Below are 25,631 nucleotides of genomic sequence, written 5' to 3' on the forward strand. Positions count from 1 at the left end.
GAGCGATCGCTCAACCCTGGACGGACCATGGACGAACCGGGGGCAGACGTGGGGCTGTACGTCGAGGCACTGATCCGTGTGGATCCGGAGGAACTCTGGGAGCTGACCCAGAACCCCGCGCATCACCAGCGCTGGGATCTCCGCTTCACGGAGATCACGTATGTGCCGGGCGCCCCCGACGCTGCCCGGCGGTTCCGCTATGCCACCCGGGTGGCCCCCTTCCTCACGGTCGCGGGCACCGGTACCAGCGCGGGCGAGCGGCACCGGCCGGACGGCGAGCGGGTGTCGGCCCTCCGGTTCTCCTCGCCCCAGCCCCTCTCGCTCCTCGCCGAGGGCAGCGGCTACTGGCGATACGTACCGACGTCCGACGGCATCCGCTTCCTGACCGGCTACGACTACCGGACCCGCTGGGGCCGTTTCGGCTCGCTGGTGGACCGGCTGGGGTTCCGGCCGCTGATGGGCTGGGCCACCGCCTGGTCCTTCGACCGGCTGCGGCTCTGGTGCGAACGCGGCATCAGCCCCGCCCGCTCCCTCGGGTACGCCGTGGCCGAGGTCGCCGTCCGGCTGCTGGCCGTGCCCGCGGCGCTGCCTCTGGGGCCGGGCGCCGCGCTCACCGCCGCGGCGGCCGCGCTGCTGCTGCCGCCGCTGCCCGTCACTCCCGCCGCCCGCCGCTGTCTTCGCCGGCCGCCGGGCCGTGCCACCGCCCCCGCACCCGCCGTCCTGCGACTGCTGGAGCGTCCATGACCTCGATCTTCCGCCTCGCCATGGGCCCGGAGTTCGACCGGCTGCACCCCCAGTTGCGGCGGCGCTTCTCGGTCGGTCTGGACAGCGGGGAGGCCTGTCTGGGACGCGGGGTCATGGACCGGATCTGGCACGGGCGGGCCTTCGTGAAGCCGTTCCTCGCCCTCGGCGGCACCCGCAACGTGCTCGTCCCCCGTACCGGCCGTGACATTCCCTTCACCATCGAGAACGTGCCGTACACCGACTCCTTCGGCCGCGAGACCGTCACGTTCGTGCGGACCTTCGCGCTGCCCCGCGGGCCGCGCCGGTTCGACGCCACGATGGTGCACAGCCCCGAGCGGTCCTGCGTGCTCGACTACCTCGGCACCCATCAGCACCTCGCCACAGATCTGCGGCTCGCCGCCGAGCCCGACGGATCGCTGCTGATCCGCTCGGGCGAACACCGCTTCCGGGAGGGGCCGTTCGACGTCCGCGTCCCCGGATTCCTCCGGGGCGACGCCGAAGTGCGCGAGTCCTACGACGACGCGACGGGACGCTTCCGGATCCGGGTCGCGGTCACCAACCCGCACTTCGGCCCGCTGTTCGGGTACGAGGGCACGTTCCGCGCGCGGTACGTCGATGCCCGGCGTCACGGCGTGCGCGCCGGGCTGCGTCCCGTGCGCGAGGAGGCGCGGGCATGACCGGTGGGAGCGCCGCCGGTCAGGACACCAGGGTGAAGCTGATGGAGGGCGCCCTGCGCACCCTCTCCGAGCACGGCATCGCCAAGACGTCCGCCCGGTCCGTCGCGGCCGCCGCCGGGGTCAATCAGGCGCTGGTCTTCTACCACTTCGGGTCCGTCGACGAACTCCTCGCGGCTGCCTGCCGCCACGGTGCCGAGCAGCGCGTGGCCCGCTACCGCGACCGGTTCGCCTCCGTCACGACGCTGAGCGAGCTGCTCCGGTGCGGGCGTGAGCTGCATGCCGAGGAACGGGCCGGAGGCCATGTCGCCTTCCTCGCCCAGTTGCTGGCGGGCGCCCAGACGCAGCCGCGTCTCGCCCCCGCCACCGCCGCCGGTCTTGAGCTGTGGACCGACGAGATCGAGAAGGTCCTGGTCAGAGTCGTCGCCACCACCCCGCTCGGGGACTTCGCGGACCCCGCCGGGCTGGCCCGCGCCGTCGCGGCGTCCTTCGTCGGCCTGGAGCTGTACGACGGGGTCGACCCGGACGGCGCCGGGCGGGCGCTCGACGCTCTGGAGCAGCTCGCCGCGCTGGTCGATGTCCTGGAAGGGCTCGGTCCGGTGGCGCAGCGCGCCGTACGGCGCCGGCTGCGGCGCACCGGGAAGTGAGCGGGACGGGCCCGGCCAGGGGCGGGAGGCCGGCCGGGGAAGGCCGTGGGTGTGTCCCCCGCACGGGTGCCGGTCAGGTGTCGAGGTAACGCAGTACGGCCAGTACCCGGCGGTGTCCCTCTTCCGTGCGGGGCAGGCCGAGCTTGGTGAAGATGCCCGCCGTGTGCTTCTCGACGGCGCGCTGCGAGATGCCGAGCGCCGCGGCGATCGCGGTGTTGGTCCGCCCCTCCGCCATGAGGGCGAGGGTGTCGCGTTCCCGAGAGGTGAGGCCGGAGAGTCCGTCCTCCTTGCGCCGGGCGGCCAGCAGCCGGGTGACGACCTCCGGGTCCAGCGCGGTGCCGCCGTCCGCGACGCGGTGCAGGGCGTCCACGAAGTCGGCGACGTCCACGACCCGGTCCTTGAGGAGATATCCGAAACCGGACATCCCGGTGGCCGCCAGCCGGTCCGCGTACCGGGTCTCGACGTACTGGGAGAACAGCAGCACACCGAGGTCGGGGTGGCGCAGGCGCAGTTCGAGGGCGGCGCGCAGCCCCTCGTCCTTGTGGGTGGGCGGCATCCGGATGTCGGCGACCACCACGTCCGGCAGATGTACGTCGACGGCGTCCAGCAGGGCGTCCGCGTCACCGACGGCCGCCACGACGTCCAGGCCCCGGTCGCGCAGCAGCTGCACCAGCCCCTCACGGACGACGGCGGCGTCCTCGGCGATCACTATGCGCATCAGCGGGACTCCTGGGGGACGGTGCGGGGGACCTGGGCGGGCAGCGGCAGTTCGACGGTGACCGCGGTCGGGCCGCCGTCGGGGCTGTCGATCAGCAGCCGCCCGTCCACCGTACTGATCCGTTCGGCGAGCCCGGCGAGCCCGGTGCCCCCGGCCCCGGTGTCGGCACCGGGACGGGGGCCGGCGCCGCCGCGGCCGTCGTCGCGCACGGTCACCCGCAGCACCCCGCCCTTCACATACGCCTCGACCTCGGCCCGGTCCGCACCGGCGTGGCGGGCGACGTTGGCCAGGAGTTCGGCCGTGCAGAAGTACGCGATCGACTCGATGGCCTCGGGCGGCCGGTCGGGCAGATCGAGCCGTACGGCGACGGGGAGGCCCGCCCGGGTCGCCAGGGTCTCCAGCGCCACGTCCAGGCCGCTGTTGAGGGCGGGCGGATGGATGCCGCGGACGAGGTCGCGCAACTCCTCGATGGCGGTACGGGAGTCGGCGAGCGCGGAGTCCACGAGTGCGCGGCCCCGGATCAGTTGGGGTGAGTCGCCCGATGCGCGGGAGAGCTGGTCGCGCGCGCCCGCGAGGGCCATGGCGACGGCGATGAGGCGCGACTGCGCACCGTCGTGCAGATCGCGTTCGATGCGCCGCAGCGTGGCCGCCGAGTCCTGGACGGCCAGCGCACGGGTCTCCTCCAGGACGGTCACCCGGTCCGCCAGCCGCCCCGGACCGAGCAGGGCTCGGGCCGTGGGCCGTACGACGAGGGTGAGCAGGGCGCGCGTGGACCAGGCGGAGAGGGCGAGCACGGCGAGGCCCACGAGGGCGGTGGCCAGCGCCTTCGGCCAGGTGTCCAGACCGATGTCGCCCACCAGGCCGATACCGGGACGCCCGTCCGTCTCTACGGCCCGCCACCACAGGGGGTAGGCGAGTGCGGCGATGCCGTACAGCCGCAGGCCCACCGCGACGGCGAACAGGACCAGGCCCAGGGGTGCGTACGCGACACCGAAGGCGGCGGCGCGCCACCCGTCGCTGTCGGTGAGACGGGCGCGGACGCCGGACAGGAAGCCCCCGCCGCGCCGCTTCCGTTTCGGCGGCGCGGGAATGTCCTCCCCCAGCAGGCCGCGCAGCAGCCCGCGGTGCAGGGCGCCTGTCGCTCGGGCCGCGAACAGGACACCGACCAGCAGGAGCAGACCGACCAGCGTCACGGAGGCGACGAGCGACACGGCGAGGAGTTCGAGGAGCGCGATCCCGCAGATGAAGCCGGGCAGCGGAGCGAGGACGGCGTACGCGGTCTCCCGGCGCAGCGTCCGGGAGACGGGGACGCCGAGGAAACACAGAACGCCGAGGGGGCGGGTGGTACGAGGAGGCACGAAGGGGTCCGTTCCTGGCGGATGAGCGGAGGGCAGGCGGGGGCGGGCAGGGCGACGGGGCGGACCGTCACGCTCGCGGACACCACCACGGTCGTGTCCGGAGATGATCTCTCCTCCTCAGGTGCTCCGGACCATCCCCTCCATCGGCCGCACCCGCAGCATCCGCACCAGGGGCGCGCACGAGGCGGCCAGGACCAGCAGGAGCCCGGAGGCGAGCGTCGCCGCCCAGGCCCAGGGCGGCAGACCGGAGAGCGGAGTGCCGGTCCTCTCCCCCAACGGCACCATCACGGCGCAGCCGGCGACGGTGCCCGCGCCCACCCCGGCCAGGGCGGTGATGACGCCCTCCCAGAGGACGACGGCGACGATCTGCCGGGCCCCGGCACCCACCGCCCGGAGCAGGGAGAACTCCCGCAGACGCTCCAGGGTCAGCATGATCAGGGTGTTCGCCGCGACGAAGCCCGCGAAACCGGCGTACAGGAGCGTGCCGAAGACCTCCATCCAGTCCGGATCGCCCGCCCCGGACAGGGAGACGAACTTGGCCAGTGCGAAGGCCGTGACCAGGGCGATCGGCGTGACCGCCGCGGAGAGCCTGCGCGCCCTCGCCCGCGCACCGGCCACGGCCAGTTCCCCCGCCGCGCCGCCCGGCCCGCGCAGCAGCGGCGCCGCCACCGCGGCGGTGAGGCGGCCGATCCACGGCCCGGCGAGCCCGATCGCGACGAGGTGGGCGAGCAGGACGAGAGGGATCGCGGCCCCCGCGTCCTCCACCGACCCGTCCCGTGCGGCGGCGGTCAGCGCGACCGCGCCGAGCAGCGCGAGGACGGCCGACAACCCACGTACCACGCCTGCCCGTTCACCACCGGACACGGCCGATGCGGCGAGCGCCGACGACGGGCGGGTGCGCGAGCCGCGCCAGGCGGCGATCACTCCGCCGAGTTGCGAGGAGATCACCAGCACCCCGGCCGCCGCGAGGAACGAGGGCCACCCGACGCTCACCGAGAACCCGTCGGGCACTATGCCGTGCGCGGACATCCCGTCGAACCAGACGCGGGCGAGCAGCGAGCCGAAGCCGTACCCGACGGGCAGGGCGAGCAGCGCGGTGCACAGGGCCTCCGCAGCGACCATGCGTCTGATCTGCCAGGGGCCGGCCCCGATCGCCCGGAGCAGCGCGCTCTCGCGGCCCCGTTGGGCGACGGACAGCGACATCACCTGTCCGATCACGAAGACGGACAGATAGACGGTGACCAGGGTGAAGGCGAGGCCCATCTCGGAGACCGCCGCGCGCCCCGGGGCCGCGGGCGCCCCCGCGGCGGAGACGGCGATCGCCACACAGGCGGTGACCACCGTCGCGGAGAGGACGAGGGCGGCGAAGGTACCGGCGAAGGCGGAGGGCCGGGAGCGTACGGAGGCACGGGCGAGTCCGGTCGTCATGACAACGGTCCGTCCTGTGCCGGGCCGCACCCGTGCGCGCCGCATCCGACCGGCTCGTGGGCGCCGCATCCGACCGCGCACGGCTCGTGGGCGCCGTGTCCGGGCGGGTCGAACCCCTGGACGCCGCTTCCGGCCGGGCCGTGCGCCGGTGCGGTGTCCTCGGCCAGCCGCCCGCCGGAGAGCCGCAGCAGCCGGTCCGCCGCCGCGCCGACCAGCGGGTCGTGCGTGACGACCACCACCGTGGCGCCGAAGGCGCTCACCGATTCCCGCAGCAGTCCCACGATCCCGGCGGCCGTCGCGCCGTCGAGCGCGCCGGTGGGCTCGTCGGCGAACACCACCTCCGGTTCGGTGATCAGCGCACGGGCGATCGCCACCCGCTGCTGCTGTCCGCCGGAGAGCTGCCCCGGGCGGGCGTCCTCGCGTCCGTCCAGGCCCACCCGGGCGAGCATCCGCCGTGCGCGTGCGGCATCGCGCCGCTCGCCGTCGAGCCGGAGCGGCAGCAGGACGTTCTCCTGCACCGTCAGCGCGGGGAGGAGGTTGAAGGACTGGAAGACGAACCCGATGCGGGCCCGCCGCAGCCGGGTCAGCTTCCGCTCCCGCATCCGGCCGATCTCCTGTCCGGCCAGCCGCACCACACCGGAGGTGGGCCGGTCCAGGCCGGCCGCGCACTGCAGGAACGTCGACTTCCCGGATCCGGAGGGGCCCATCACGGCGGTGAACGTGCCCCGGCGCAGCCGGGCGTCCAGATCGCGCAGCGCGTGCACGGCACCCGGCCCCCGCCCGTAGGTCCGGCACACCCGGTCGAGTTCGAGAACCGGTCGGCTGCCCGCCGATGTGAAAAGGTCCATCGCGGTTCTGCCTGCTTTCCTCGGCCGGCGCCACCCGCCGACGACTCCCCGACGGTACGAAGCCACGCGCGGGGCCCGGAATGGGGCGGCCACCCGGATGCGGGGTTCGGGATTTCCGAACCCCGGCGGCTCCGACGACGCCTCGGCCGCCCGCTTCGGCCGGTTCCGGCTCTGCCACGACGGCCGGGGCTCACCGTTCGGACTGCTCCGGCCACCGGCCGGCGGCTGACCCGGCGAGCTGTCCACGGCGTCGGATCCGCCGATGGATGCAATGGGAAAACGCTTTCAGTGCGGCTATCGTAGCCCTATGCCGAGCCAGGTCAATCGACGTTCCGCCCGCCCCCGCCCGCCGTCCGCCGTGACGCTCCAGCAGGTCGCGCAGGACGCCGGGGTATCTCTCGCCACGGCGTCGCGCGTGCTCAGCGACAGCGACCGCAACGTCACCCAGGAGCTCCAGGAGCGCGTTCTGGAGGCGGCCGCCCGGCTCCGCTATGTGTCCAACGCGCCGGCCAGGGCGCTCGTGCAGTCCACGACCTCCATCATCGGGCTGATCGTCCACGATGTGAACGACGCCTACTACTCCGCCATCGCGGCCGGTGTCATGGAGGTCGCCCGCGACCACAAGCTCCTGGTGATGCTGGCGGGGACGTTCCACGAGCCGCACCTCCAGGCGGAGTACGTGGCCCGGCTGCGGGCCCAGCGGGCGCGGGCCGTCATCCTCGCCGGGTCCGGTTTCACCGGGGGCAGCCCCGCGCTCGCCCAGGAACTGGAGGCGTTCGCGGCGCACGGCGGCCGGGTGACCGCGGTGGCGCACGAGGGGCTGCCGGTGGACACGATCGTGCCGGGCAACCGCGAGGGGGGCCGTGCGGTGGCCGAGCATCTCGCCGGGCTCGGGCACACCGAGATCGGCGTCATCTGCGGCCCGCTGGCCCTGGTCTCCGTACAGGACCGGCTGCGGGGATTCCTGGAACGGGCGGCGGAGCTGGGCGTCCAGGTCCAGGAGCGGCATCGCGCGGAGGCCGATTTCACCCGGGACGGCGGGCGTGCCGCGGCGGTGCGGCTCTTCCGCAGGTCCCCGGGCATCACCGCGCTGTTCGCGCTCAATGACGCGATGGCTCTCGGCGCTCTCGCGGCGCTCCGTGACGACCTCGGCCGCAGCGTCCCCGCAGAGGTCTCCGTGGTCGGGTTCGACGACCTTCCGGTGGCCTGTGACGTCACTCCGGCACTCACCACCGTACGGCTGCCGCTGGAGGAGATCGGGCGCCGGGCGCTGCTGCTGGCTCTCGGCGACGCGTCGGCCTCGCCCAGGTCGCTCGCGGTGCCGTCGCGGCTCGTGGTGCGGGCCAGCACGGCCCCGCCGCCGCGCGTCACCGGCTGAGGCCCGCCGGGCCGGGCCGCGGGCCGTGTCCGCGAACGCCCAGCCGGTCACCGCGCTCGCCCCGCCGCGCGCGTTCCGAGCCCTCTCCCCCTTCAGTTGACGCACTAAGCGGCAAATTTTCCCTGCAACCCCCTTGAAATAATGCGTTAACCCTCAACACACTGGTACCCACGCTGCTTTGACGCGTCAAACCGAGGGGGTGGTGGCTGGATGGGCACGTCCGAGCCCAAGTACCAGCGCATCAAGGACGAGTTGCGGGCGGAGGTGGCGCGCGACGAGTTCGAGGCAGGTGCCCCGTTCATCACGCAGAACCAGTTGCGCGAGCGGTTCCAGGTCAGCTCCACCACCGCCGTACGCGCGCTCAACGACCTTGTCGCGGAGGGCCTGCTGGTACGCCGCCGCGGCCTCGGGACCTTCGTCGCCGCGCCCGGCGGCCGGGCGGACGGGTCCGCCGCCCCGCAGCGCTCGGGGGTGATCGCGTGCATCATCAGCGGCCAGGGGCCGCACCAGACCGACGTACTGCGCGGCATCGAGTCGAGCTGTGCGGAGCGCGGACTGCGCCTGTTCTTCTCCGACACGGCCATGCGGATGACCGCCACGGGCCACGCCGATCACCAGGCGTCCACGGCGCGCCAGGACAAGATGCTGCGCCAGGCGGTCGAGGACCGGGTCGACGGCATCATCCTGTACCCCGTCCAGGGCGCACCCGACCTCGGTGTACTCGACGAGATCAGGCGCCTGCGCCTGCCCATGGTGCTGGTCGACCGGTATTTCCCGGATCTCGCCATCGACGCGGTCACCGCGGACAACTACGACGTCGGCTACCGCCTCACCGAACAGCTGCTCGCCGATGGCCACGAACGCATCGCGACGCTCTGGGGCGAGACCGAGTGCACGAGCGTCCATGACCGGATGACCGGCCACAAACAGGCCCTGCGCGCCCATGGGCAGCCCCTGCTGCCCCAGTTGACCGCGCTGCGCTCGTACACCGCGCTGCCGGACAAGGAGCGCATCCGCCTGCTGTCCGAGCTGCTCGCCGCGCCCGAGCCACCGACCGCCCTGCTGTGCGCCCATGGCTTCGCCGTGGCCACCGCGGCCTCCGATCTGGCCTCGCTCGGCATCGGTGTTCCCGACGAGATCGTGCTGGCGGGCATGGACGACGCCGGCCCGTACGATCTGCTGCCGCTGACGAGCTTCGCCGCGCGGCTGCCCGCTCGGGAGATCGGCAGCCGCGCGGTGGAACTCCTGGTCACCCGGATCTCGGAGCGCGCGGCGGGCGACGACCCCTACCGCAGCGCCGAGCAGATCGTGCTTCCCGTCCGGATCAGGACGCGCGACTCCGCGCCGGTCCGGCTCCGCACCGTCGCCGCCCCCCGGCCCTGAGGAGGAGACTCCTGTGTCCGCCACCCCCGAACCCCCCGCCCGCGAGCTCGCGACCGACGTCCTGGTGGTCGGTGCCGGCCTCGGCGGCCTCGCCGCCGCGCTCACCGCCGCCCGCTTCGGCCACCACGTGGTGCTCGCCGAGGCCACCGACTGGCCCGGCGGTCTGCTCACCGCGCAGGCGCTGCCGCTCGCCGACGGTCACCGCATCGAACTGGACCCCGTCTCCCCCGGCTACCGCGATCTGCGCGAGCGGATCCGCGACTTCTACCGGCGCAACTACCCGCTGCGCCCGGAACCGTACGCCGATCCGCTGCTCGACCCCGGGCTCAGCACCACCGGCCATCTCAGCCATGAACCCCGCGCCGCGCTCGCCGTCGTCCAGGAGCTGCTGACCCCGCACCTGGCCGCGGGCCGGATCACCCTGCTGCTGTCGCACCGGCCGGTCGTGGCCCACCCGGACGGCGACCGGGTGGCCGCCGTCACCCTGGAGGGCCCGGACGCGAAGCGGCTGACCGTGTCCGCCTCGTACGTCGTCGACGCGACCGATCTGGGCGAACTGCTCGAACTCGCGGGCGTCGAGCACATCACCGGGGCCGAGTCCCGGGAGGAGACCGGTGAGCCGCACGCCGCCGCGGTGGCCGACCCGCTCGACCAGCAGCCCGTCTCCTGGGTCTTCGCCCTGGACCACCGCCCCGGCGAGGACCACACGGTCGACCGGCCGGCCGGCTACGACCGGTGGTCCGCCGCCTTCTCCTGGGACACCGCCGAACCGGGCAGCGGCTCGCTCCGTTCCGTGCCCCTGTTCCTGCACGAGCCGGACGACGTCCCGCCGTGGGCCGCGCCGCCCAACGACCGCTGGCACCAGCGGCGGGCGCTCGCCCGCAGCCGGTATCTGCCCGGGACCTTCGACAGCGACATCACTCTGGTCGACTGGCAGCAGACGGCCTACTCGGGACTCCCGCTCGTGGGGCTCGGCGAGGGGGCACGGGTCCGGGCCGAGCGGGAGGCGCGTGAGCAGGCGCTGTCGTTCCTCCACTGGATGCAGACGCGGGCGCCCCGCCACGACGGCGGCCACGGCTACCCCGAACTGCGGCTGCGCCCGGATGTGACGGGGACGGCGGACGGGTTCGCCAAGTCGCCGCGGATACGCGAGTCCCGGCGCATACGGGCCGAGTTCACGGTGCGGGAACACCACCTCACGGCAGCCGCCAGGACCGGGGCGCCGGGCGCGCAGACCTTCACCGACAGCGTGGGGACCCTGCGCTCCCGCATCACCCTGCAGCCGGGCACCGGGGGCGGCGACGGGCTCGATCTGGAGTGCCTGCCGTTCCAGCTGCCGCTGGGCGCACTGCTTCCCGTACGGGTGGAGAATCTGCTCCCCGCCGGGCAGAACGTCGGCGCCACGCACATCAGCGCCCCGGCACTCGGCGGGCACTGCGGCCAGTGGAGCATCGGCGAGGCCGTGGGCGCCCTGGTCTCGTACTGTCTGGAGCACCGGTTGCCGCCGCGTGCCGTACGCGCGAGCGAGCGCAGGCTGGCCTCCTTCCAGGGGCGGTTGAGCGATTCCCTCGGCATCGCCCTCGACTGGCCGGACGAACTGCGCACCGGGCCCGTGAACAGCGCCGGAGTGCTCTACGCCACGCTCTGAGACCATCCGGCCTCCCCCTCCGCCCTCCTCTCGGGGAGGGCGTTTTCCCGGGCTGCGGGAAAACGCTTACCAGCATGCTTGCCCACCACCACCCCGCTCACTCACCTGGACGGCCTTCCGTGTCTGTGACCCCCTACCGTGTCCTGTTCGTCGGCGCGGGCAACATCGTCCGCGCCGTCCATATGCCGGCCTTCCTCGCACACGCCCCGGACTTCACGGTGGTCGGCGCCGTCGACGCCGACGCGGAGGCCGCCCGCTCCTTCGCCGCGGACTTCGCACTCCCCCATCACTCCACCGACCTCCACGCCGCCCTGCGCGAGGTGCGTCCCGATCTCGTGGTCATCGCCTCCCCGCCCGTCGCCCATCGCGAACAGACCGTCGCCGCACTGGAGGCCGGGGCCTGGGTGTGGTGCGAGAAGCCGCCCGCGCTCAGCCTGGCGGAGTACGACGCGATGACCTCCGCCGAGGGCGAGGCGGGGCCGTACGCCCCGATCGTGTTCCAGCACCGGTTCGGATCGGGCGCCGAGCACGCGAAGGCGCTGATCGCCTCGGGCGGGCTGGGGGCCCCGCTCGTCGCCCACTGCCAGACCACCTGGTACCGCGACGACGCCTACTACGCGGTCCCCTGGCGCGGAAAGTGGGCCACCGAGGGCGCGGGCCCGGCGATGGGGCTCGGCATCCACCAGATCGACCTGATGCTCGAACTCCTCGGGGACTGGGCGGAGATCCGGGCGATGGCGGGCCGACTGGCCCGTGACACCGAGACCGACGACGTGACCACCGCGACCGTGCGCTTCGCCTCCGGCGCCCTCGCCACCGTCGTCAACAGTGCCCTCTCGCCCCGCCAGGTCAGCCATCTGCGGATCGACCTGCGCGACGCCACGATCGAGCTGAACCATCTGTACGGGTACGGCAACGGAGACTGGACCTACACCCCGGCGCCCGGTGTGGACCCCGCCCGTACGGCCGCCCGGTCCACGCCCGCCGAGGACATCCCCAGCTCGCACGGCGCCCAACTGCGTTCGCTGCTGGCCGACATGCGGGCGGGGCGGCGGCCCCGGGCGAGCGCCGGGGACGGGCGCCGTTCCCTGGAGCTGATCACCGCCATGTACAAGGCGGCCCTGACCGGAGCCACGGTGCTCGCCGGTGAGATCGTCCCGGGCGACCCGTTCTACACGGCGCTGCACGGCTCCGTACCGGGCTGGGCCCCCGAGGGGTCCGGGCGATGACGGACACCACCCGGGCTCTGCTGCTCACCTTCGACGACCGGCACCTACGCGAGTGGGCCGCCGCCGCGCCGCTGCTGCGCCGGTACGGCTCCCGGGTCACCTTCTTCGTCTGCGAGCCCGACCGGCTCGACCGCGAGGACCGGCGGCTGCTGCACCGGCTCGCGGACGACGGCCACACCATCGGCTGCCACGGCCTGCGGCACGAACGGGCGCCCGAGTTCGTCGCCGCGCACGGCGCAGGCGCCTATCTCCGCCGCGAGGTCCTGCCCGCGCTGGAGGAGCTGCGCCGCCTCGGCTTCGCGCCCAGGAGCTTCGCCTACCCGTGCAGCGCCCGTGACGACGGCACCGACCGGCTGCTGCTCGGCCTCTTCGAGCGGCTGCGCGGCGGCGTACCCGCCGACCGGCGCGCCGATCCGGCGCTCGCGGCCGACCTGCGCGTTCCCGCCGCGGACCTCGCGGACCGGCGGGTGCTGCTCGGCTGCTCGGTGGACTCCGGGCGCGGGCCCGTCGCGTACGGCCACGATCTGACCGGCATCGAGGCGACGCTGCGCACGACGGCCGAGGACGGCGGTGTCTCCACGCTGTACGCCCACTGCATCGCCGAGGCGCACGAGGCCAACCATGTGGCGCCCGCGCGGCTGGAGGCGCTCCTGGCCCTCGCCGACGATCTGTCACTGCCCTGCGTGGGCTTCGACGAGCTCCCCTGACCGCTCGCCGGCCGACGCGTCCCCCCGTTCCCACCACTTCTCCCTTCCCCTCACTCCCCTCAGCCCGGAAGAGGCTTCGCCATGCATGACGACCGCACACTGACCGAGGAACGCCTGGACCGGGTCCTGCGCGAGCGCATACGGCCCGCCGTCCATCCGCGGACCGCGCCGCTGGACATCGAGGTCTGGCACGCCCCCGGCGAACCGGTCCCGTTCACCGAGGCGGTGAACGCCCCCTACAAGCCCGGCGCGGTCGGCGACGACTGGGGGCCCGCGTGGGGCACCAGCTGGTTCAAGGTCAGCGGACGGGTCCCCGCCGACTGGGCCGGACTGACCGTCGAAGCGGTGATCGACCTCGGGTTCGCCCGGGACCGGCCCGGCTTCTCCGCGGAAGCCCTCGCCCACCGGCCGGACGGAAGCGTCGTGAAGGCCCTCAACCCGCGCAACACCTGGCTGCGCGTGGGGGAACGGGTCTCGGGCGGCGAGCAGTTCACGTACTACCTGGAGGCCGCCGCCAACCCCGAGCTCCTGGAAGGGGTCAGTGCGCTCGGCGACCGGGAGACCGCGGGCAGCGAGCCGCTGTACCGGGTCGAGCGGATGGATGTCGCCGTCTTCGACCGGCAGGTGTGGGAGCTGGTCCAGGACCTGGAGGTGCTCGACCAGCTGATGCGGCAGCTGCCGGTCGGCTCGGCGCGCCGCTGGGAGATCCTGCGCGCCGTCGAACGCTGCCTGGACGCGCTGGATCTCGACGGCGTCAACGCCACCGCCACCGCCGCCCGTGAGCAGCTCCGGCAGGTGCTGGCCTCACCGGCGAACGCGTCGGCGCACCGGCTCTCCGCGGTGGGCCACGCCCATATCGACTCGGCGTGGCTGTGGCCGCTCCGGGAGACCGTGCGCAAGGTCGCGCGCACCACCTCGAATGTGGTGGCGCTGATGGACGACCACCCGGAGTTCGTCTTCGCCATGTCGCAGGCGCAGCAGCTCGACTGGCTGCGGGAGCATCAGCCGGCGCTGTACGAGCGGGTCAAGGAGAAGGTCGCGGCCGGGCAGTTCGTGCCGGTGGGCGGGATGTGGGTGGAGTCGGACACCAATATGCCCGGGTCGGAGGCGCTGGCCCGGCAGTTCGTGTACGGCAAGCGCTTCTTCCTGGAGGAGTTCGGGGTGGAGACGCGGGAGGTGTGGCTGCCCGACTCGTTCGGCTACTCGGCCGCTCTGCCGCAGTTGGTGGCGCTCTCCGGCTCGCGCTGGTTCCTGACCCAGAAGATCTCGTGGAACACGACCAACCCCTTCCCGCACCACTCCTTCCTGTGGGAGGGGCTGGACGGCACCCGGGTGTTCACGCACTTCCCGCCGGTGGACACCTATGTGGCCGAGCTGTCCGGCGAGGAGCTGGCGCACGCCGAGGAGAACTTCCGGGACAAGGGCGGCGCCACCCGCTCGCTGGTCCCGTTCGGCTGGGGGGACGGCGGTGGCGGTCCCACCCGCGAGATGCTGGCGCGTGCCGAGCGGCTGGCGGACCTGGAGGGCTCACCGCGGGTGACGATCGAGACGCCCGCGGAGTTCTTCGCCGCCGCCGAGGCGGAGTACACCGGGCCGCCGGTGTGGCTGGGTGAGCTGTACCTGGAGCTGCACCGGGGCACGTACACCTCGCAGGCACGGACCAAGCAGGGCAACCGGCGCAGCGAGCATCTGCTGCGGGAGGCCGAGCTGTGGGCGGCCACCGCCGCCGTACGGACCGGCTTCCGCTATCCGCGGGCGGAGCTGGACCGGATATGGAAGAGCGTGCTGCTGCACCAGTTCCACGACATCCTGCCCGGCTCGTCGATCGCCTGGGTGCACCGCGAGGCGGAGGCCACGTACGCCCGGATCGCCGAGGAGCTGGAAGCGGTGATCGACGCGGCGCAGCGGGCGCTCGCCGGGTCGTCCGACGGTGGCGGCACGGTCGTGTTCAACGGTGCTCCGCACGCGCGTGCGGGTATCGCGGCGGGTGGCGGCACCCTGCGCGAGTCCGTGGAGGAGCCGGTGGAGATCGAGGAGTACGACGGTGGTTTCCGGCTCGACAACGGACTTCTGCGGGTCACCGTCGACGCCCGTGGTCTGGTGGTCTCGGCCGTCGATCTGGCGACCGGCCGCGAGAGCGTGGCCCCCGGCTGTGCGGCCAACCTGCTCCAGATCCACCCGGATCTGCCCAACCGCTGGGACGCGTGGGACGTCGACTCCTTCTACCGCAACACGGTGACGGATCTGACGGGGGCCGATTCGGTGCGCCGCGTCGGCGGGGGCGTCGAGGTGGTGCGCAGTTTCGGGTCGTCCCGCGTCACCCAGCTGCTGACGCTGCGGGCCGGGGCGCGGCGCCTGGACATCGACACCGAGGTCGACTGGCACGAGCGGGAGAAGTTCCTCAAGGCGGCCTTCCCCCTCGACGTACGTGCCGATCACTCCACGGCGGAGACGCAGTTCGGGCATGTCCAGCGTCCGACGCACACCAACACCAGTTGGGAGGCTGCCAAGTTCGAGATCTGCGCGCATCGCTTCCTGCATGTCGGGGAGCCGGGCTGGGGTGCGGCGCTGCTGAACGATTCGACGTACGGCCATGATGTGACCCGTACGGTCCGCGAGGACGGTTCCACCACGACCACGGTGCGGCTGTCGCTGCTGCGGGCCCCGCGCTATCCGGACCCGGCGACGGACCAGGGTGTGCACCGGCTGCGCTATGCGCTGCTGCCGGGGGCGACGATCGGCGACGCGGTGCGCGAGGGCTGGCAGTTCAGCCTGCCGGAGCGCCGGGTGCCGGGCACCGACGAGGTGGCGCCGCTGGTCTCGCTGGACGGTGACGCGGTGGTCGCCACGGCGGTGAAGCTGGCCGACGACGGCAGCGGGGACGTGGTCGTCCGGGTCCACGAGGCACACGGCGGACGGGCCACCGCACGTCTGAGCGCCGGCTTCCCGCTGGCCTCGGCGACGGTGACCGATCTGCTGGAACGCCCCCTGGACGGTGAGCGGGTCACCGTCCAGGGGGACGTGGTGGAGCTGGTGCTGCGCCCGTTCCAGATCCTGACGCTGCGCCTGGCGGTCGCCGCGGCGGGCTGAGCGGGCCCCGGCTCAGGAATCGCGGTCCAGCAGCGCCGGAACGCGGCGCAGCTGGACCGCTTCCTGGAACATGGCCCCGCCCTCGTGACCGTTGAACGGGTACACCTCGATCTCCTTCTCACCCCGGTACGCGTTGTACGCGGCGAAGACCGTGGACGGCGGGCAGGTCTGGTCCTGGAGGGCGACGGAGAAGAGCGCGGGGGCGTTGCCCCGGGCTGCGAACGACACCCCGTCGAAGTACGACAGGGTGCGCAGCACGTTCTCCTCCTTGCCGCGGTGCACCTTGAGGTAGCGGGCTATCTCGGAGTACGGGTTGGCGTCGGTGAGGGTGACGGCCCGCCCGAAGTGGCAGAGGAAGGGTACGTCGGCGGAGACGGCCGCCAGATCGGGGACGAGCCCGCCGACCGCGAGGGCGAGGCCGCCGCCCTGGCTGCCGCCGAGCGCCACGGTGCGGGCGGGGTCGGCGAGGGGATGGGTGCGGGCCGCCTCGACGGCGCGTACGGCGTCGGCGTAGACCCGGCGGTAGTAGTAGCTCTCCGGGGCCTCGATGCCCCGGGTCATGAACCCCGCGTGGGAGGGGCCGGAGCCGACCGGATCGGGGGTGTCCCCGACGTTGCCGCCGCTGCCCTGGCCCCGCACGTCCATGACGAAGTGGGCGAAGCCCGCCAGCGGCCACAGGCCCCAGCAGTGCGGCAGGCTGCGGCCGCCGTTGTAGCCGTGGAACTGGACGACGAGCGGGAGCGGGCCTTCGGCGTGCGCGGGGGCGCTGAACCAGCCCTTGACCGGGTGGCCGCCGTAGCCCGCGAAGGTGGTGTCCCAGACGCGCAGGCCGGTCAGCGGGGTGTCGACGGGTTCGAAGGTGATGCCGGGCCGGTGGGCGCGGGTCTCGGTCAGGGTGGTGGACCAGAAGGCGTCGAAGTCGTCGGGTTCCTCGATCCGGGGCCGGTAGTCGCGCAGTTCGTCGAGAGGCAGGTCGAACAGGGCCATGGTGTCGTGCGTCTCCTCATGGGTGGTGCGTGATGACGGGTTCGGTTTTGGTGGTACGGCATGGAGCAGCGGGGCCGGGTGCTGTCAGGTGCACCCGGCCCCGCCGGTTCTTGGGGAGCGGTCCGTCTGCCGGCCGCCCGGTCAGTCGGTCAGCTGGACGGCCCGCAGGCCGGTGGCGCTCTTGGAGTTGTTGGCGATGGAGGCGCCCCACTCGAACCAGCCGCGGCCCCGTCCGTCATTGTCGGCGTCGTTGACGACGAAGCCGAGTCCGATGGAGGCGGCCGGCTTGCCGCCGAGGCCGAGGGAGGCCCAGGGGACCGTCACCGTGTAGCGGGTGGTGGTGCCTTCACGGGTGATTTGGGCGGTCGCACCGGGGGTGATTCCCTCGCTCTGGCCGGCGGGCGGCCGCCAGGTGTACACCTGGGGCTTGCCCCCGACGAGCGAGGCGCCGACCTCGACGTACTGACGGCTGCGGCCCGGCACCTCGGGGGTGACGGCGAACTGGAGGCTGTCGCCCTGCCACATGTTCTCCGCGCCGGTCGCGGGCTGGTACAGGACGTTGTCGGTGAACTCGCCCTTCAGGACGAGCCCGGCGTCGGTGTACTGCGGGCGCAGGGAGCCGGAGAGGTCGGCCTCGCCCTGGTAGCCGCCCGCGTACTTCTTGCCGGCGTGGGTGGTCAGGTCGATGGGCGTGGTGGTGCTGGTTCCGGCCGGCTGGACCGCGCCCCAGCCGTTCCAGGCGCCCACGGGGTTCCTGGCGCCGTCGGGGGTGCTGACGTAGGCGGCCGTCCAGTAGCGGTTCCACGGCTTCACGTTGCGCGCGTCCACCGTGTACGCGACCTTGTTCTCGGCGCCCACCTTGATCGGCCCGTCGATGGTGCCCCGGTCCAGAAACGCGGTGTCCTGGTTGACCTGCCACTCCAGCTTGCTGAGGTCGAGCGCGGAGCGGGCCCGGTTGTTGGTGACGGTGACCTTCAGTGCGGCGGCGAAGGGTGCCGCCTTCTTCACCACCGGGTCGAAGGTGACCTCCGTCGGGGGCACCACCTCGGTGTCGGTGGTGATCCGGCCGAAGTTGACCGGGCCGAGTCCGACGGTACCGCTGACCGAACGTGTGCCGGTCAGTGCGGAGGTGGGCAGGTCGATGGTCGTGCGGGTCACGGCGCCGGGCTTCGCCGTCACCCGGTAGGTCTTTCCGGCGATGCGGAAGTCGAGCAACGGCGAGACCGCGGGCTGTCCCTTGGTGCGGTCGGTTTTGAGCACCGCGGTGACGGACTCCTCCGTGTTGGTGCGCTCGGGGAGTTCGAGGGAGAAGGAGGGGGCGGCGACGGCCTTGACCGCGCTCACCGTGCCCTTGACGTACAGCACCTTGCCGTCGACGCCGAGCTGCACCTTGCCGCCGACCGGGACGTAGGTCTTCGCCCGGCCCAGCTGGTCGGTGACGGTGACCGGTCCGGTGGCCGAGAGCTGGACGGTGCCCGGTGTCGCGGCCGTCGTGTACAGCGCGCGGACGGTGGAGGTGCCGGTGCCGAAGCGGTACGAGCGGACGTCGGCGGACCCGGCGTCGTCACGGCCCGCGAAGGCGCGGCCCGCGAGCTGGCGGATCAGGACGCTCTCGGTGACGACGGACTGCTTGGGCTGCCAGGCCACGACACCGGTGGTGGGCCGCTTGAACGCGCCGAAGTTGTGTTCCTTGTTGTTGGCGTCGGTGCCGTCGTTGGTGAGGTCGTACCAGTAGTAGCGGTCGACGCCGGAGGCGAACGAGAAGATCTGGGCGCGCGGCACATAGGCGGCCTGCGCGGCCTGGCTGACGCCGTCGGCGTGGGTGGGGTAGCCGTTCTCGGTCATCCACAGCGGGAAGTCCTCGCCGCCCGCCGCGTCCAGATCGGCCCGCACCTGCGGCAGTTTCGCCAGGGCCTGCTCGGGCGGGCTCGGGTAGCCGTAGTGGTGGACGCTGAGGGCGTCCATGTAGTCCAGGCCCTTGAGCGCGTAGAGCCGCTTCAGCCAGTCGGTCTGGAGGCCGGCCAGTCCCCCGCCGACCACGGTGGCGTCCGGGACCTTGGCGTGCACCTTGCCGTAGCTCGCCTTGAGCATCTGGAGGTAGCAGTCGGCGGTGATGCCGCAGGTGCCGTTGTTGAAGCCGGTCGAGTTGTACTCGTTGTAGATCTCGACCTCCTTCGAGGACTGCTGGTACTTCTCCACGATGCCCGCGGTGTACTTCCCGTACGCGTCCAGCGCGGCCGCCGAGGCGGGCGTCCTGTTGTTGTCGTAGTGGGGGTTGCGGTAGCCGGAGATCGGCAGGGAGACCAGGCCCAGGCTCTTGGCGTACGGGATGTGCTGGTCGGTGCTGTAGTTGCTCCAGGCGTACTGGCCCGGGGTCTTCTCGATCGCGCTCCAGTTGATGTCGGACCGGATCCCGTGCATCCCCATCAGCTTGACCGAGCGCAGCAGCTTCTGGTCGTCGCCGTCGTTCCACCCGTAGTGGATGCCGGTGCCGAAGCGCGGGTCCTTCTGCTCATGGCCGGCGAGCGCGGTCACCACGCCGAAGTTCACCGTGCGGGTCGTGGTACCGGCACTCGCCGTGAGCGTGTAGTAGCCGTTGCCCAGCTGGGTGGCGTCCACGGTGGCCGTGCCGCCCGTCACCGGCGCGGTGCCGGAGGCCACGGTCACCCCCTGGTCGTCGACGGCCTTCCAGACCACCGAGGTCTGGTCGGAGGTGAGGGCGATCTTCGCCTGGCCCTTGACGAAGAACAGGTCGGGCGAGGTGACGGTGAGTGTGGCCGCGGCCGCCGCCGCGTGGGCGGACGGTGCGCTGCCGGGCAGCGGCGCGGCCACCAGCAGGCAGCCGAGCAGGGCCGCGGCGCTGCCCCAGGCGGCGGGATGCCCGGAACGGCCCATTACTCTGGCCCGTGCCAGGGGTCCGGACCGGATCGTGCCGTTCTGTTCCATCGAGGTGTCCTCTCGATCGGATCGGTGCGGTGCGTCCGACGTGGTTCCCGGGCGGTGGTGTGCTCCGTCGGCTGTACCCCGGCGGAGCACACCGGTCCGGGCCTTCGGCGCGCACCGCTGCCGCCGCCGGCCTGCGCGGAGCGGTTCCGCGCCTGTTCCCGGGTGGATCTCATCCCTTGAGGCCGGTGAAGCCTCCCCCGCCGCGTACGATCTGCCGCTGGAAAATCAGGAACAGGACGACGGGGGGCAGGATGGCGAGCAGCATCCCGGCGATGAGCAGCGACTGTTCCGCCGTTTCCGCGAGGCGCGGCAGTGCGGCGGAGATGGGCTGCTTCTCGGTGTCCGGGATGACGATCAGCGGCCAGAGGAAGTCCTTCCAGGAGCTCATGACCGTCAGCAGGGTCACCACCGCGAGGATCGGCCGCGACATGGGCAGCACGATCCGGCGGAAGATGATGAACGGGCCCGCGCCGTCGACCCGGGCGGCCTCGAAGAGCTCCCGCGGGATGCCGTCGAAGAACTTCATCACGATCAGCACGGTGAAGGCGCTGGCCGCGTGCGGCAGCCATACGCCCCAGGGGCTGTTGGCGAGCGAGATGCCGAGGCCGGGCAGGTCGAGCACGGTGAGATAGAGCGCGACCAGGGAGATCGAGCCGGGGATGAAGAGGGTGGCGAGCACCATCCACCGCACCGGCGTGGCCCACTTGGGCCGCAGTACGGACAGGACGTAGCCGCCGGTGGTGGCGACGAGGAGGTGGGCGATGACCGAACCGGTCACCAGGACCACGGTGTTCCAGAGGTACTGGCCGACCTGGAGTTCGGTCCAGGCATGGGAGAGGTTGTCCCACTGGGTGTGGTCGGGCCAGAGCGCCAGCGGATCGCGCAGCAGCTCCTGGGTCGGCGATATCGCGCCTTTGAGGGTCCAGTACAGCGGGGCGGCGCCGAACGCGATCAGCAGGAGCAGGGACAGTCCCTGCACGGAGCGGAGCGAGGCGCGCACGGAGGTGCGCCGGCGGTCGGCCGAGGAGATGAGTCCACGTGCGCTCTCCTCGGTGCTCTTCCTGCCCCGCGAACGGAGGGGGGTGGTGACGGCCATCAGTTGTTCCAGCTCCTCGTCGCCCGCAGGTAGATCGCCGAGAGCACGCCGAGCACGAGGGCCAGCAGCACGCTGAGGGCGGTGGCCGCTCCGTAGTCGCCGTTCTGGAAGGCGTAGTTGTAGATGAGCATCAGGACGGTGAGGGTGGAGTCCTCGGGCCCGCCGTCCGTCATCACGAAGGGTTCGGTGAACACCTGGAGGGTGCCGATGATCTGGAGCAGCAGCATGATCAGGATGACCCCGCGCAGTGACGGCAGGGTGATGTGCCAGACCCGGCGCCAGATCCCCGCCCCGTCGATCTCGGCGGCCTCGTACAGCTCGCTGGGCACCGAGCCGAGCGCCGCCAGGTAGATGATCACCGTGGAGCCGAAGCCGGCCCAGGTGGCCTCCAGGACGATCGACAGCATCGCCGTGTCGGTGGACTGGAGCCATGGGTAGGGTCCCAGGCCGACATGGGCGAGCAACTGGTTGAACAGTCCGGCGTCCGGGTCGTAGAACCACTTCCAGAGCAGCACCGAGACCACCGGCGGGATCGCCACCGGAAGGTAGGCGAGAATCCTGAACAGCGTTCCGCCGCGCCGCAGTTCGGCGATGAGGACCGCGAGGAACAGGGGTACGGGGAAGCCGATGACCAGGGCGAGCGCCGCGAACAGCGCGGTGTTCCCGACCGCCGTCCACAGCAGCGGGTCGTCCAGCACATTGCGGAAGTTGTCCAGGCCCACCCACTGGGCGGGGCCGACCAGATTGGTCTGCTCGAAGCTGAGCCGCACGCTCTGGACGATCGGCCACCAGGAGAAGTAGGCGAAGGTCAGCACCATCGGCAGACCGAACAGGATGGTGGTGATGCCCCCCTGCCTGACCCAGCGGACGAAGCGTTCGGCCGGGCTGCCACGATGCGGGGAGGCACGGTGCGGCGGCCCGGCCTGCTCGCGGGGCGACGGCGGGGCGGACTTCACGGAACGGTTCATCGGTGTGCGGTCTTTCGGTGTGCGGTCCCCGGTGGGCGCCGGTGGCGCGTCCGACCTGCTCATTGACGGCTCCTCAAGCGTTCTGTGCGGCGGCGCTCAACGCTGCGCCCGCTCCACCTGGGACTTGACCTGCCCCGCGGCCTTCTTCAACTGCTCGGCGGGGTCGGCGTCCTCGCGGGTCAGTACGGCCTGTACGGCGCTGTCGAGGGACTTGTAGACGTTCTGCGCCTCGACGGGCGGCTCCACGACCAGTTCGAAGTCCTTGAGGGCCTGGGTGTACCTGGCGAAGTGCGCGACCGGGGTGTTGGCGTGCTCATTGACGGCCGCGTCGACGGGGTCCGAGACGGCGGGCCTGAAGAAGGGCACGACCGGGACGCCGACGACGCCGCCGTCCTTCTTCCTGGCCGCCGCGTCCTCGCCCGCGATCTTCGGGTCGTACTTGGTCGTCAGGTAGTAGAAGTCGATGAACTTCAGCGCGGCCGCCCTCTCCTGAGGACTCGCCTTCGGACTGATCACCGCGACATTGCCGCCGGCCAGGGTGCGCCGCCCGGCGCCGTCCACGGGCATGGCGGACAGCCCGACGGTCTCCGGGTCGCCCTTGTACTGCTGGACGTAGTGGTTGACCGCGGTCGGGCCCGTGACCGCCATACCGATCTTCCCCGCGGAGAAGTCCTTCTCGATGTCCGTGATGCTGCGCAGCTGGTTCTTGCCCATCGACCCGTCCGACCAGCGCATCTGGTGCAGCAGGTCGAGGGACTTCTCGGCACCGCTGCCGGGGGCGTCGAAGGAGTTGGCCCACTTGTCGCCGGTCTTCTTCTGCATGTCGTCGCCGTGGGAGTACGTCATGGCGGTCAGCATCCAGCCGCCGGCGTTCTCCTTGGTCGCCTGGGCGTAGCCGACGGCGTCGGTCCTGTCGGTGATGGCCTTGGCGGCCGTGCGGACCTCGGACCAGGTCTTCGGCGGGTTCTCGGGGTCGAGTCCGGCCTTCTCGAAGAGGTCCCGGTTGTAGAGGAGGCCCATGGCGTACTCCTCGGTGGGGACGCCATAGATCCTGCCGTCCTGCCCCTTGGCCGCGGCGAGCACGGCGTCGTTGAACTGGTCGCCGTTCTTCAGCTGCCCGAACTCCTCGGTGACGTCCGAGATCTGCTTGCGCTTGATCAGTCCCGACATCTCCGTGAGCGGTACCCTGACGATCGTCTCCAGGCTGCCGCCGCCCACCTTGGTCTGGAAGCTCTGCTGGTCGTACTGGTACTCGTTGGTCTTGACCCGGACCTTGGGGTTGGCCTTCCGGAACGCCGCCACCCGCGTGTTGAAGGTCTTCAGCGCTGCGGCGTTGGTGGCCGGGGGGCGGCCCGAGACGGTGATGGTCACCGTGCCGTCGGCCGCGACGCCACTGTCCGAGTCGGAGCACGACGCAAGCACGCAGACGAGCGCACCGGCGGTGATGCCCGTCAGGGCGGTGCGCAGGGAGGGTCTCATCGGGAACTCCTTCAGGGGCAGACCGGAAACAAGCCGGAAAGCGTTTTCCAGCCGGGGTCACCTTGCCTCGCGACATATCGCCGCGTCAATGGGTACGGTGCGGTCTTCCTGCCTCCGGGGCCCGTCCCGGAATCCCCGGAGGCGCGCGACGGGAGCTGCGGCACCTCACGGCGTCGCCGGAACGCCCGCATACATCCCGTATGCGGGTGCCCCTCCGCCTCGCGAAGCACCGCCTCCGACGCCGCGCCGATCCACCAGGGATGACAGAACGGCCCCTCGGCCCACCATCAGCCCCTTGCCGGGGCGTTGACATCGGCCTAGCCTCTGGAAAACGTTTCCCAAGCGTTTTCGGAGATCGCCGCGGAGGCGATCGTGAGCTGGAGGACATCCCGTGCACCCTGCCTGGTCGGCCGCCGAGTACGACCGTTCCCTGCTGCGAGCAGCGCTCGCCGAGGGCGACCGCCGCTGGGACGCCGAGGCACACCTGTTGCAGGTCGAGGCCCCGTACAACCCCATTCACACCCACATCAAGGGCGGTCCGGCACACCCCACCCGCAATTCCCTGCACTACGCGCTGCTGCTGCTGGAGCGCGGCGCCGACGGGGACGCCGCCCGCGCCCACTCGGTGCTCCTTGAGATCGCGCGGCTCCAGGACCGGTCGGCCACGAGCGACACGTACGGCATCTGGGGCTACTACGCCGAGGAGCCGGCCTCGCAGATGGCTCCGGCGGACTGGAACTGGGCGGATTTCCTCGGCATCCACCTGATCCTGATACACGCCCGGCACGGCGAGGACCTGCCCGGACCCGTGCTGCGCGAGGTGCGCGAGTCGCTGCGGCACGCGGCCGCCTCCATCATCCGCAGGAACGTCCACCTGACGTACACCAACGTCGCCGCGATGGGGACGTTCGTCACGCTCGCGGCCGGTCGGATCCTTGAGGACGAGGCGGTGTCCGCCTACGGCAAGGACCGCATGGTGCGCCTCGCGGAGGCGATCGACACCACCGGCAGCTTCACCGAGTTCAACAGCCCGTCCTACTGGGGCGTCGTCCTGCAGACCCTGACCCTGATCAGGGAACACGTCCGGGACGAGGACGTGCTGGCCGTCAACGAGCGGCTGCACGACCGGCTGTGGGAGCACTTCCTGGCCCGCTGGCACCCGCCGACCCGTCAGCTGTCCGGCCCGATGGCCCGCTGCTACAGCAACGACGTGGGCGCGCCGCCCCACCTGGTCAAGGCCACCGGGGGCCTGGTGAGTGCTCCGGCCGACGCTCCGGCCGCGTCTCCCCTGCTGGAGGGCGTGCACGCCTGCGTGGACTACCGGATGCCCGACTGGGCCCGTCCCCGGCTGCTGGCGCTGGAGGGCGAGCACGAGCACCGGGAGCGGTTCGCCGGGGCCCCGTCCCCCGAGACGGGCACCACCTGGCTGGACGGCATCACCACGCTCGGCAGCGTGAACCACCAGGACACCTGGCTCCAGCGGCGCCCGCTGTTCGGCCACTGGCTGCGCCCGGACGGCGGGACGGGACATGTGCACGTCCATCTGGTGAAGGACGACGGCGCGGAGGACTTCGACTTCGCCTCCGGCGTGATCAGTACCGTACAGAGCGGTCCGCACGTGGCCTGGCTGACGGGCTTCGCCTGCCCGGCGGGCGACCGGCACCACCACCTCGACATGATCGAGCCGGGCGGCCGTTTCCGGGCCCGGTCGCTGCGTCTGGTGGTGGACGTGATCGGCGCGCCTCCCGTGCCGGAACCGGTGGCGTTCACCGATGGCGTCGTGCTGGACCTCGGCACGGCCCGGCTCGGCTTCCGGCTGGCCGGCGGGAGCTTCGGCGGCCGTACGCCGACGGCGCGGCTGATCCCGCGCGAGGACGGCGTGCGGATCGAAGTCGTGCTCTTCGAGAGCGGGACGCCCACCGAGCTCGACTGGGAGACGGTGGGCGAGGCCTACGCGGCGGGGACCCTCTCCCTCGTCCGCGTCACCGAGGGCGCGGACGAGGACCGGGCGACCGGGGCCGCACCGGAGCTGGTGGCGGACGAGGACCGTGCGGAGCTGTGCTGGACGACTCCGCGGGGGAACCGGCTCACGCTGCGCGGCGGCCGGTCGGTGGTGTCCCGGGAGGCGCACGCGGCGCTGCACTCCGCGACGCTGGACGGTGCGGCGCCGCCCTCGCCCCGGCTGTCGCGGACCCGTCTCGCCCCGTAGTACCGGCGGAGTGAGGGGCACGCGCCCCTCGGCCCGCCCGTCCGCCGGACCGGTGGGATCCCGAGCAGAGGTTCCTGGAGAAAGGACCGTTCAC

Annotated in this window: 19 protein-coding genes; 10 read left to right on the forward strand and 9 right to left on the reverse strand. The window is 72.3% G+C overall.

Going from position 1 to position 25,631, the window contains the following annotated elements; all coding sequences use genetic code 11:
* Positions 1-48: 48 nt before the first annotated feature.
* Genes OG251_RS40770 through OG251_RS40780 form a run of 3 tightly spaced genes read left to right on the forward strand, consistent with a single transcriptional unit; the run spans position 49 to position 2,065 of the window.
* A complete protein-coding gene (locus tag OG251_RS40770; protein WP_326682785.1) occupies positions 49-744 on the forward strand; it encodes a hypothetical protein in 696 nt (231 codons plus the stop codon).
* Positions 741-1,421: a DUF4166 domain-containing protein gene (locus OG251_RS40775; protein WP_326682304.1), complete on the forward strand. Its 681-nt coding sequence runs from the start codon at positions 741-743 to the stop codon at positions 1,419-1,421. Before OG251_RS40770 ends, OG251_RS40775 begins: the two co-directional genes overlap by 4 nt.
* Complete coding sequence (locus OG251_RS40780; protein WP_326682305.1) at positions 1,418-2,065, forward strand: TetR/AcrR family transcriptional regulator; 648 nt, start codon at positions 1,418-1,420, stop codon at positions 2,063-2,065. Before OG251_RS40775 ends, OG251_RS40780 begins: the two co-directional genes overlap by 4 nt.
* Before the next feature lie 73 nt (positions 2,066-2,138).
* Here the strand turns inward: OG251_RS40780 and OG251_RS40785 are convergent, their stop codons facing one another.
* The 4 genes from OG251_RS40785 to OG251_RS40800 all read right to left on the reverse strand — a co-directional run bounded on the left by OG251_RS40785 (position 2,139) and on the right by OG251_RS40800 (position 6,417).
* Positions 2,139-2,783, reverse strand: coding sequence for a response regulator transcription factor (locus tag OG251_RS40785; protein WP_326682306.1), 645 nt, complete (start codon positions 2,781-2,783; stop codon positions 2,139-2,141).
* Positions 2,783-4,141, reverse strand: coding sequence for a sensor histidine kinase (locus OG251_RS40790; protein ID WP_326682307.1), 1,359 nt, complete (start codon positions 4,139-4,141; stop codon positions 2,783-2,785). Before OG251_RS40790 ends, OG251_RS40785 begins: the two co-directional genes overlap by 1 nt.
* Positions 4,142-4,258: 117 nt before the next feature.
* A complete protein-coding gene (locus tag OG251_RS40795; RefSeq protein WP_326682308.1) occupies positions 4,259-5,569 on the reverse strand; it encodes an ABC transporter permease in 1,311 nt (436 codons plus the stop codon).
* The gene (locus tag OG251_RS40800) at positions 5,566-6,417 is read right to left on the reverse strand and encodes an ABC transporter ATP-binding protein (protein ID WP_326682309.1); all 852 of its coding nucleotides are present in this window, start codon (positions 6,415-6,417) and stop codon (positions 5,566-5,568) included. Before OG251_RS40800 ends, OG251_RS40795 begins: the two co-directional genes overlap by 4 nt.
* A gap of 307 nt (positions 6,418-6,724) precedes the next feature.
* On the opposite strand from OG251_RS40800, the gene OG251_RS40805 reads away from it, so the two are divergent.
* From OG251_RS40805 to OG251_RS40830, 6 genes are all read left to right on the forward strand, one after another.
* Positions 6,725-7,795, forward strand: a complete 1,071-nt coding sequence (locus OG251_RS40805; protein ID WP_326682310.1) for a LacI family DNA-binding transcriptional regulator — start codon at positions 6,725-6,727, stop codon at positions 7,793-7,795.
* 210 nt (positions 7,796-8,005) lie between these two features.
* Positions 8,006-9,178 (forward strand): GntR family transcriptional regulator, encoded by a 1,173-nt coding sequence (locus OG251_RS40810; protein WP_326682311.1) that lies wholly within the window; start codon positions 8,006-8,008, stop codon positions 9,176-9,178.
* 13 nt (positions 9,179-9,191) lie between these two features.
* Positions 9,192-10,826 carry an FAD-dependent oxidoreductase gene (locus OG251_RS40815; RefSeq protein WP_326682312.1) on the forward strand — a complete coding sequence of 545 codons (1,635 nt, stop codon included), beginning with the start codon at positions 9,192-9,194 and terminating at the stop codon, positions 10,824-10,826.
* Positions 10,827-10,900: 74 nt separating this feature from the next.
* Complete coding sequence (locus OG251_RS40820; protein WP_442818462.1) at positions 10,901-12,055, forward strand: Gfo/Idh/MocA family protein; 1,155 nt, start codon at positions 10,901-10,903, stop codon at positions 12,053-12,055.
* Positions 12,052-12,762 carry a polysaccharide deacetylase family protein gene (locus OG251_RS40825; protein ID WP_326682313.1) on the forward strand — a complete coding sequence of 237 codons (711 nt, stop codon included), beginning with the start codon at positions 12,052-12,054 and terminating at the stop codon, positions 12,760-12,762. The genes OG251_RS40820 and OG251_RS40825 overlap by 4 nt, the downstream gene beginning before the upstream one ends.
* Before the next feature lie 81 nt (positions 12,763-12,843).
* Positions 12,844-15,852, forward strand: a complete 3,009-nt coding sequence (locus tag OG251_RS40830; RefSeq protein WP_326682314.1) for an alpha-mannosidase — start codon at positions 12,844-12,846, stop codon at positions 15,850-15,852.
* A gap of 12 nt (positions 15,853-15,864) precedes the next feature.
* On the opposite strand, the gene OG251_RS40835 is transcribed toward OG251_RS40830, so the two are convergent.
* From OG251_RS40835 to OG251_RS40855, 5 genes are all read right to left on the reverse strand, one after another.
* On the reverse strand, positions 15,865-16,839 hold the full coding sequence (locus OG251_RS40835; protein ID WP_326682315.1) for an acetylxylan esterase: 975 nt from the start codon (positions 16,837-16,839) through the stop codon (positions 15,865-15,867).
* Positions 16,840-16,980: 141 nt separating this feature from the next.
* Positions 16,981-19,785, reverse strand: a complete 2,805-nt coding sequence (locus tag OG251_RS40840; RefSeq protein ID WP_326682316.1) for a hypothetical protein — start codon at positions 19,783-19,785, stop codon at positions 16,981-16,983.
* A gap of 169 nt (positions 19,786-19,954) precedes the next feature.
* The gene (locus tag OG251_RS40845; protein WP_073721298.1) at positions 19,955-20,881 is read right to left on the reverse strand and encodes a carbohydrate ABC transporter permease; all 927 of its coding nucleotides are present in this window, start codon (positions 20,879-20,881) and stop codon (positions 19,955-19,957) included.
* Complete coding sequence (locus OG251_RS40850) at positions 20,881-21,912, reverse strand: carbohydrate ABC transporter permease (protein WP_326682317.1); 1,032 nt, start codon at positions 21,910-21,912, stop codon at positions 20,881-20,883. Before OG251_RS40850 ends, OG251_RS40845 begins: the two co-directional genes overlap by 1 nt.
* A 33-nt stretch (positions 21,913-21,945) precedes the next feature.
* Positions 21,946-23,328, reverse strand: coding sequence for an ABC transporter substrate-binding protein (locus tag OG251_RS40855; RefSeq protein WP_326682318.1), 1,383 nt, complete (start codon positions 23,326-23,328; stop codon positions 21,946-21,948).
* A gap of 391 nt (positions 23,329-23,719) precedes the next feature.
* On the opposite strand from OG251_RS40855, the gene OG251_RS40860 reads away from it, so the two are divergent.
* Positions 23,720-25,537 carry a hypothetical protein gene (locus tag OG251_RS40860; RefSeq protein WP_326682319.1) on the forward strand — a complete coding sequence of 606 codons (1,818 nt, stop codon included), beginning with the start codon at positions 23,720-23,722 and terminating at the stop codon, positions 25,535-25,537.
* The last annotated feature ends 94 nt before the right edge of the window (positions 25,538-25,631 follow it).

This window comes from Streptomyces sp. NBC_01237, assembly GCF_035917275.1.
In the GTDB taxonomy this organism is placed as follows: domain Bacteria; phylum Actinomycetota; class Actinomycetes; order Streptomycetales; family Streptomycetaceae; genus Streptomyces.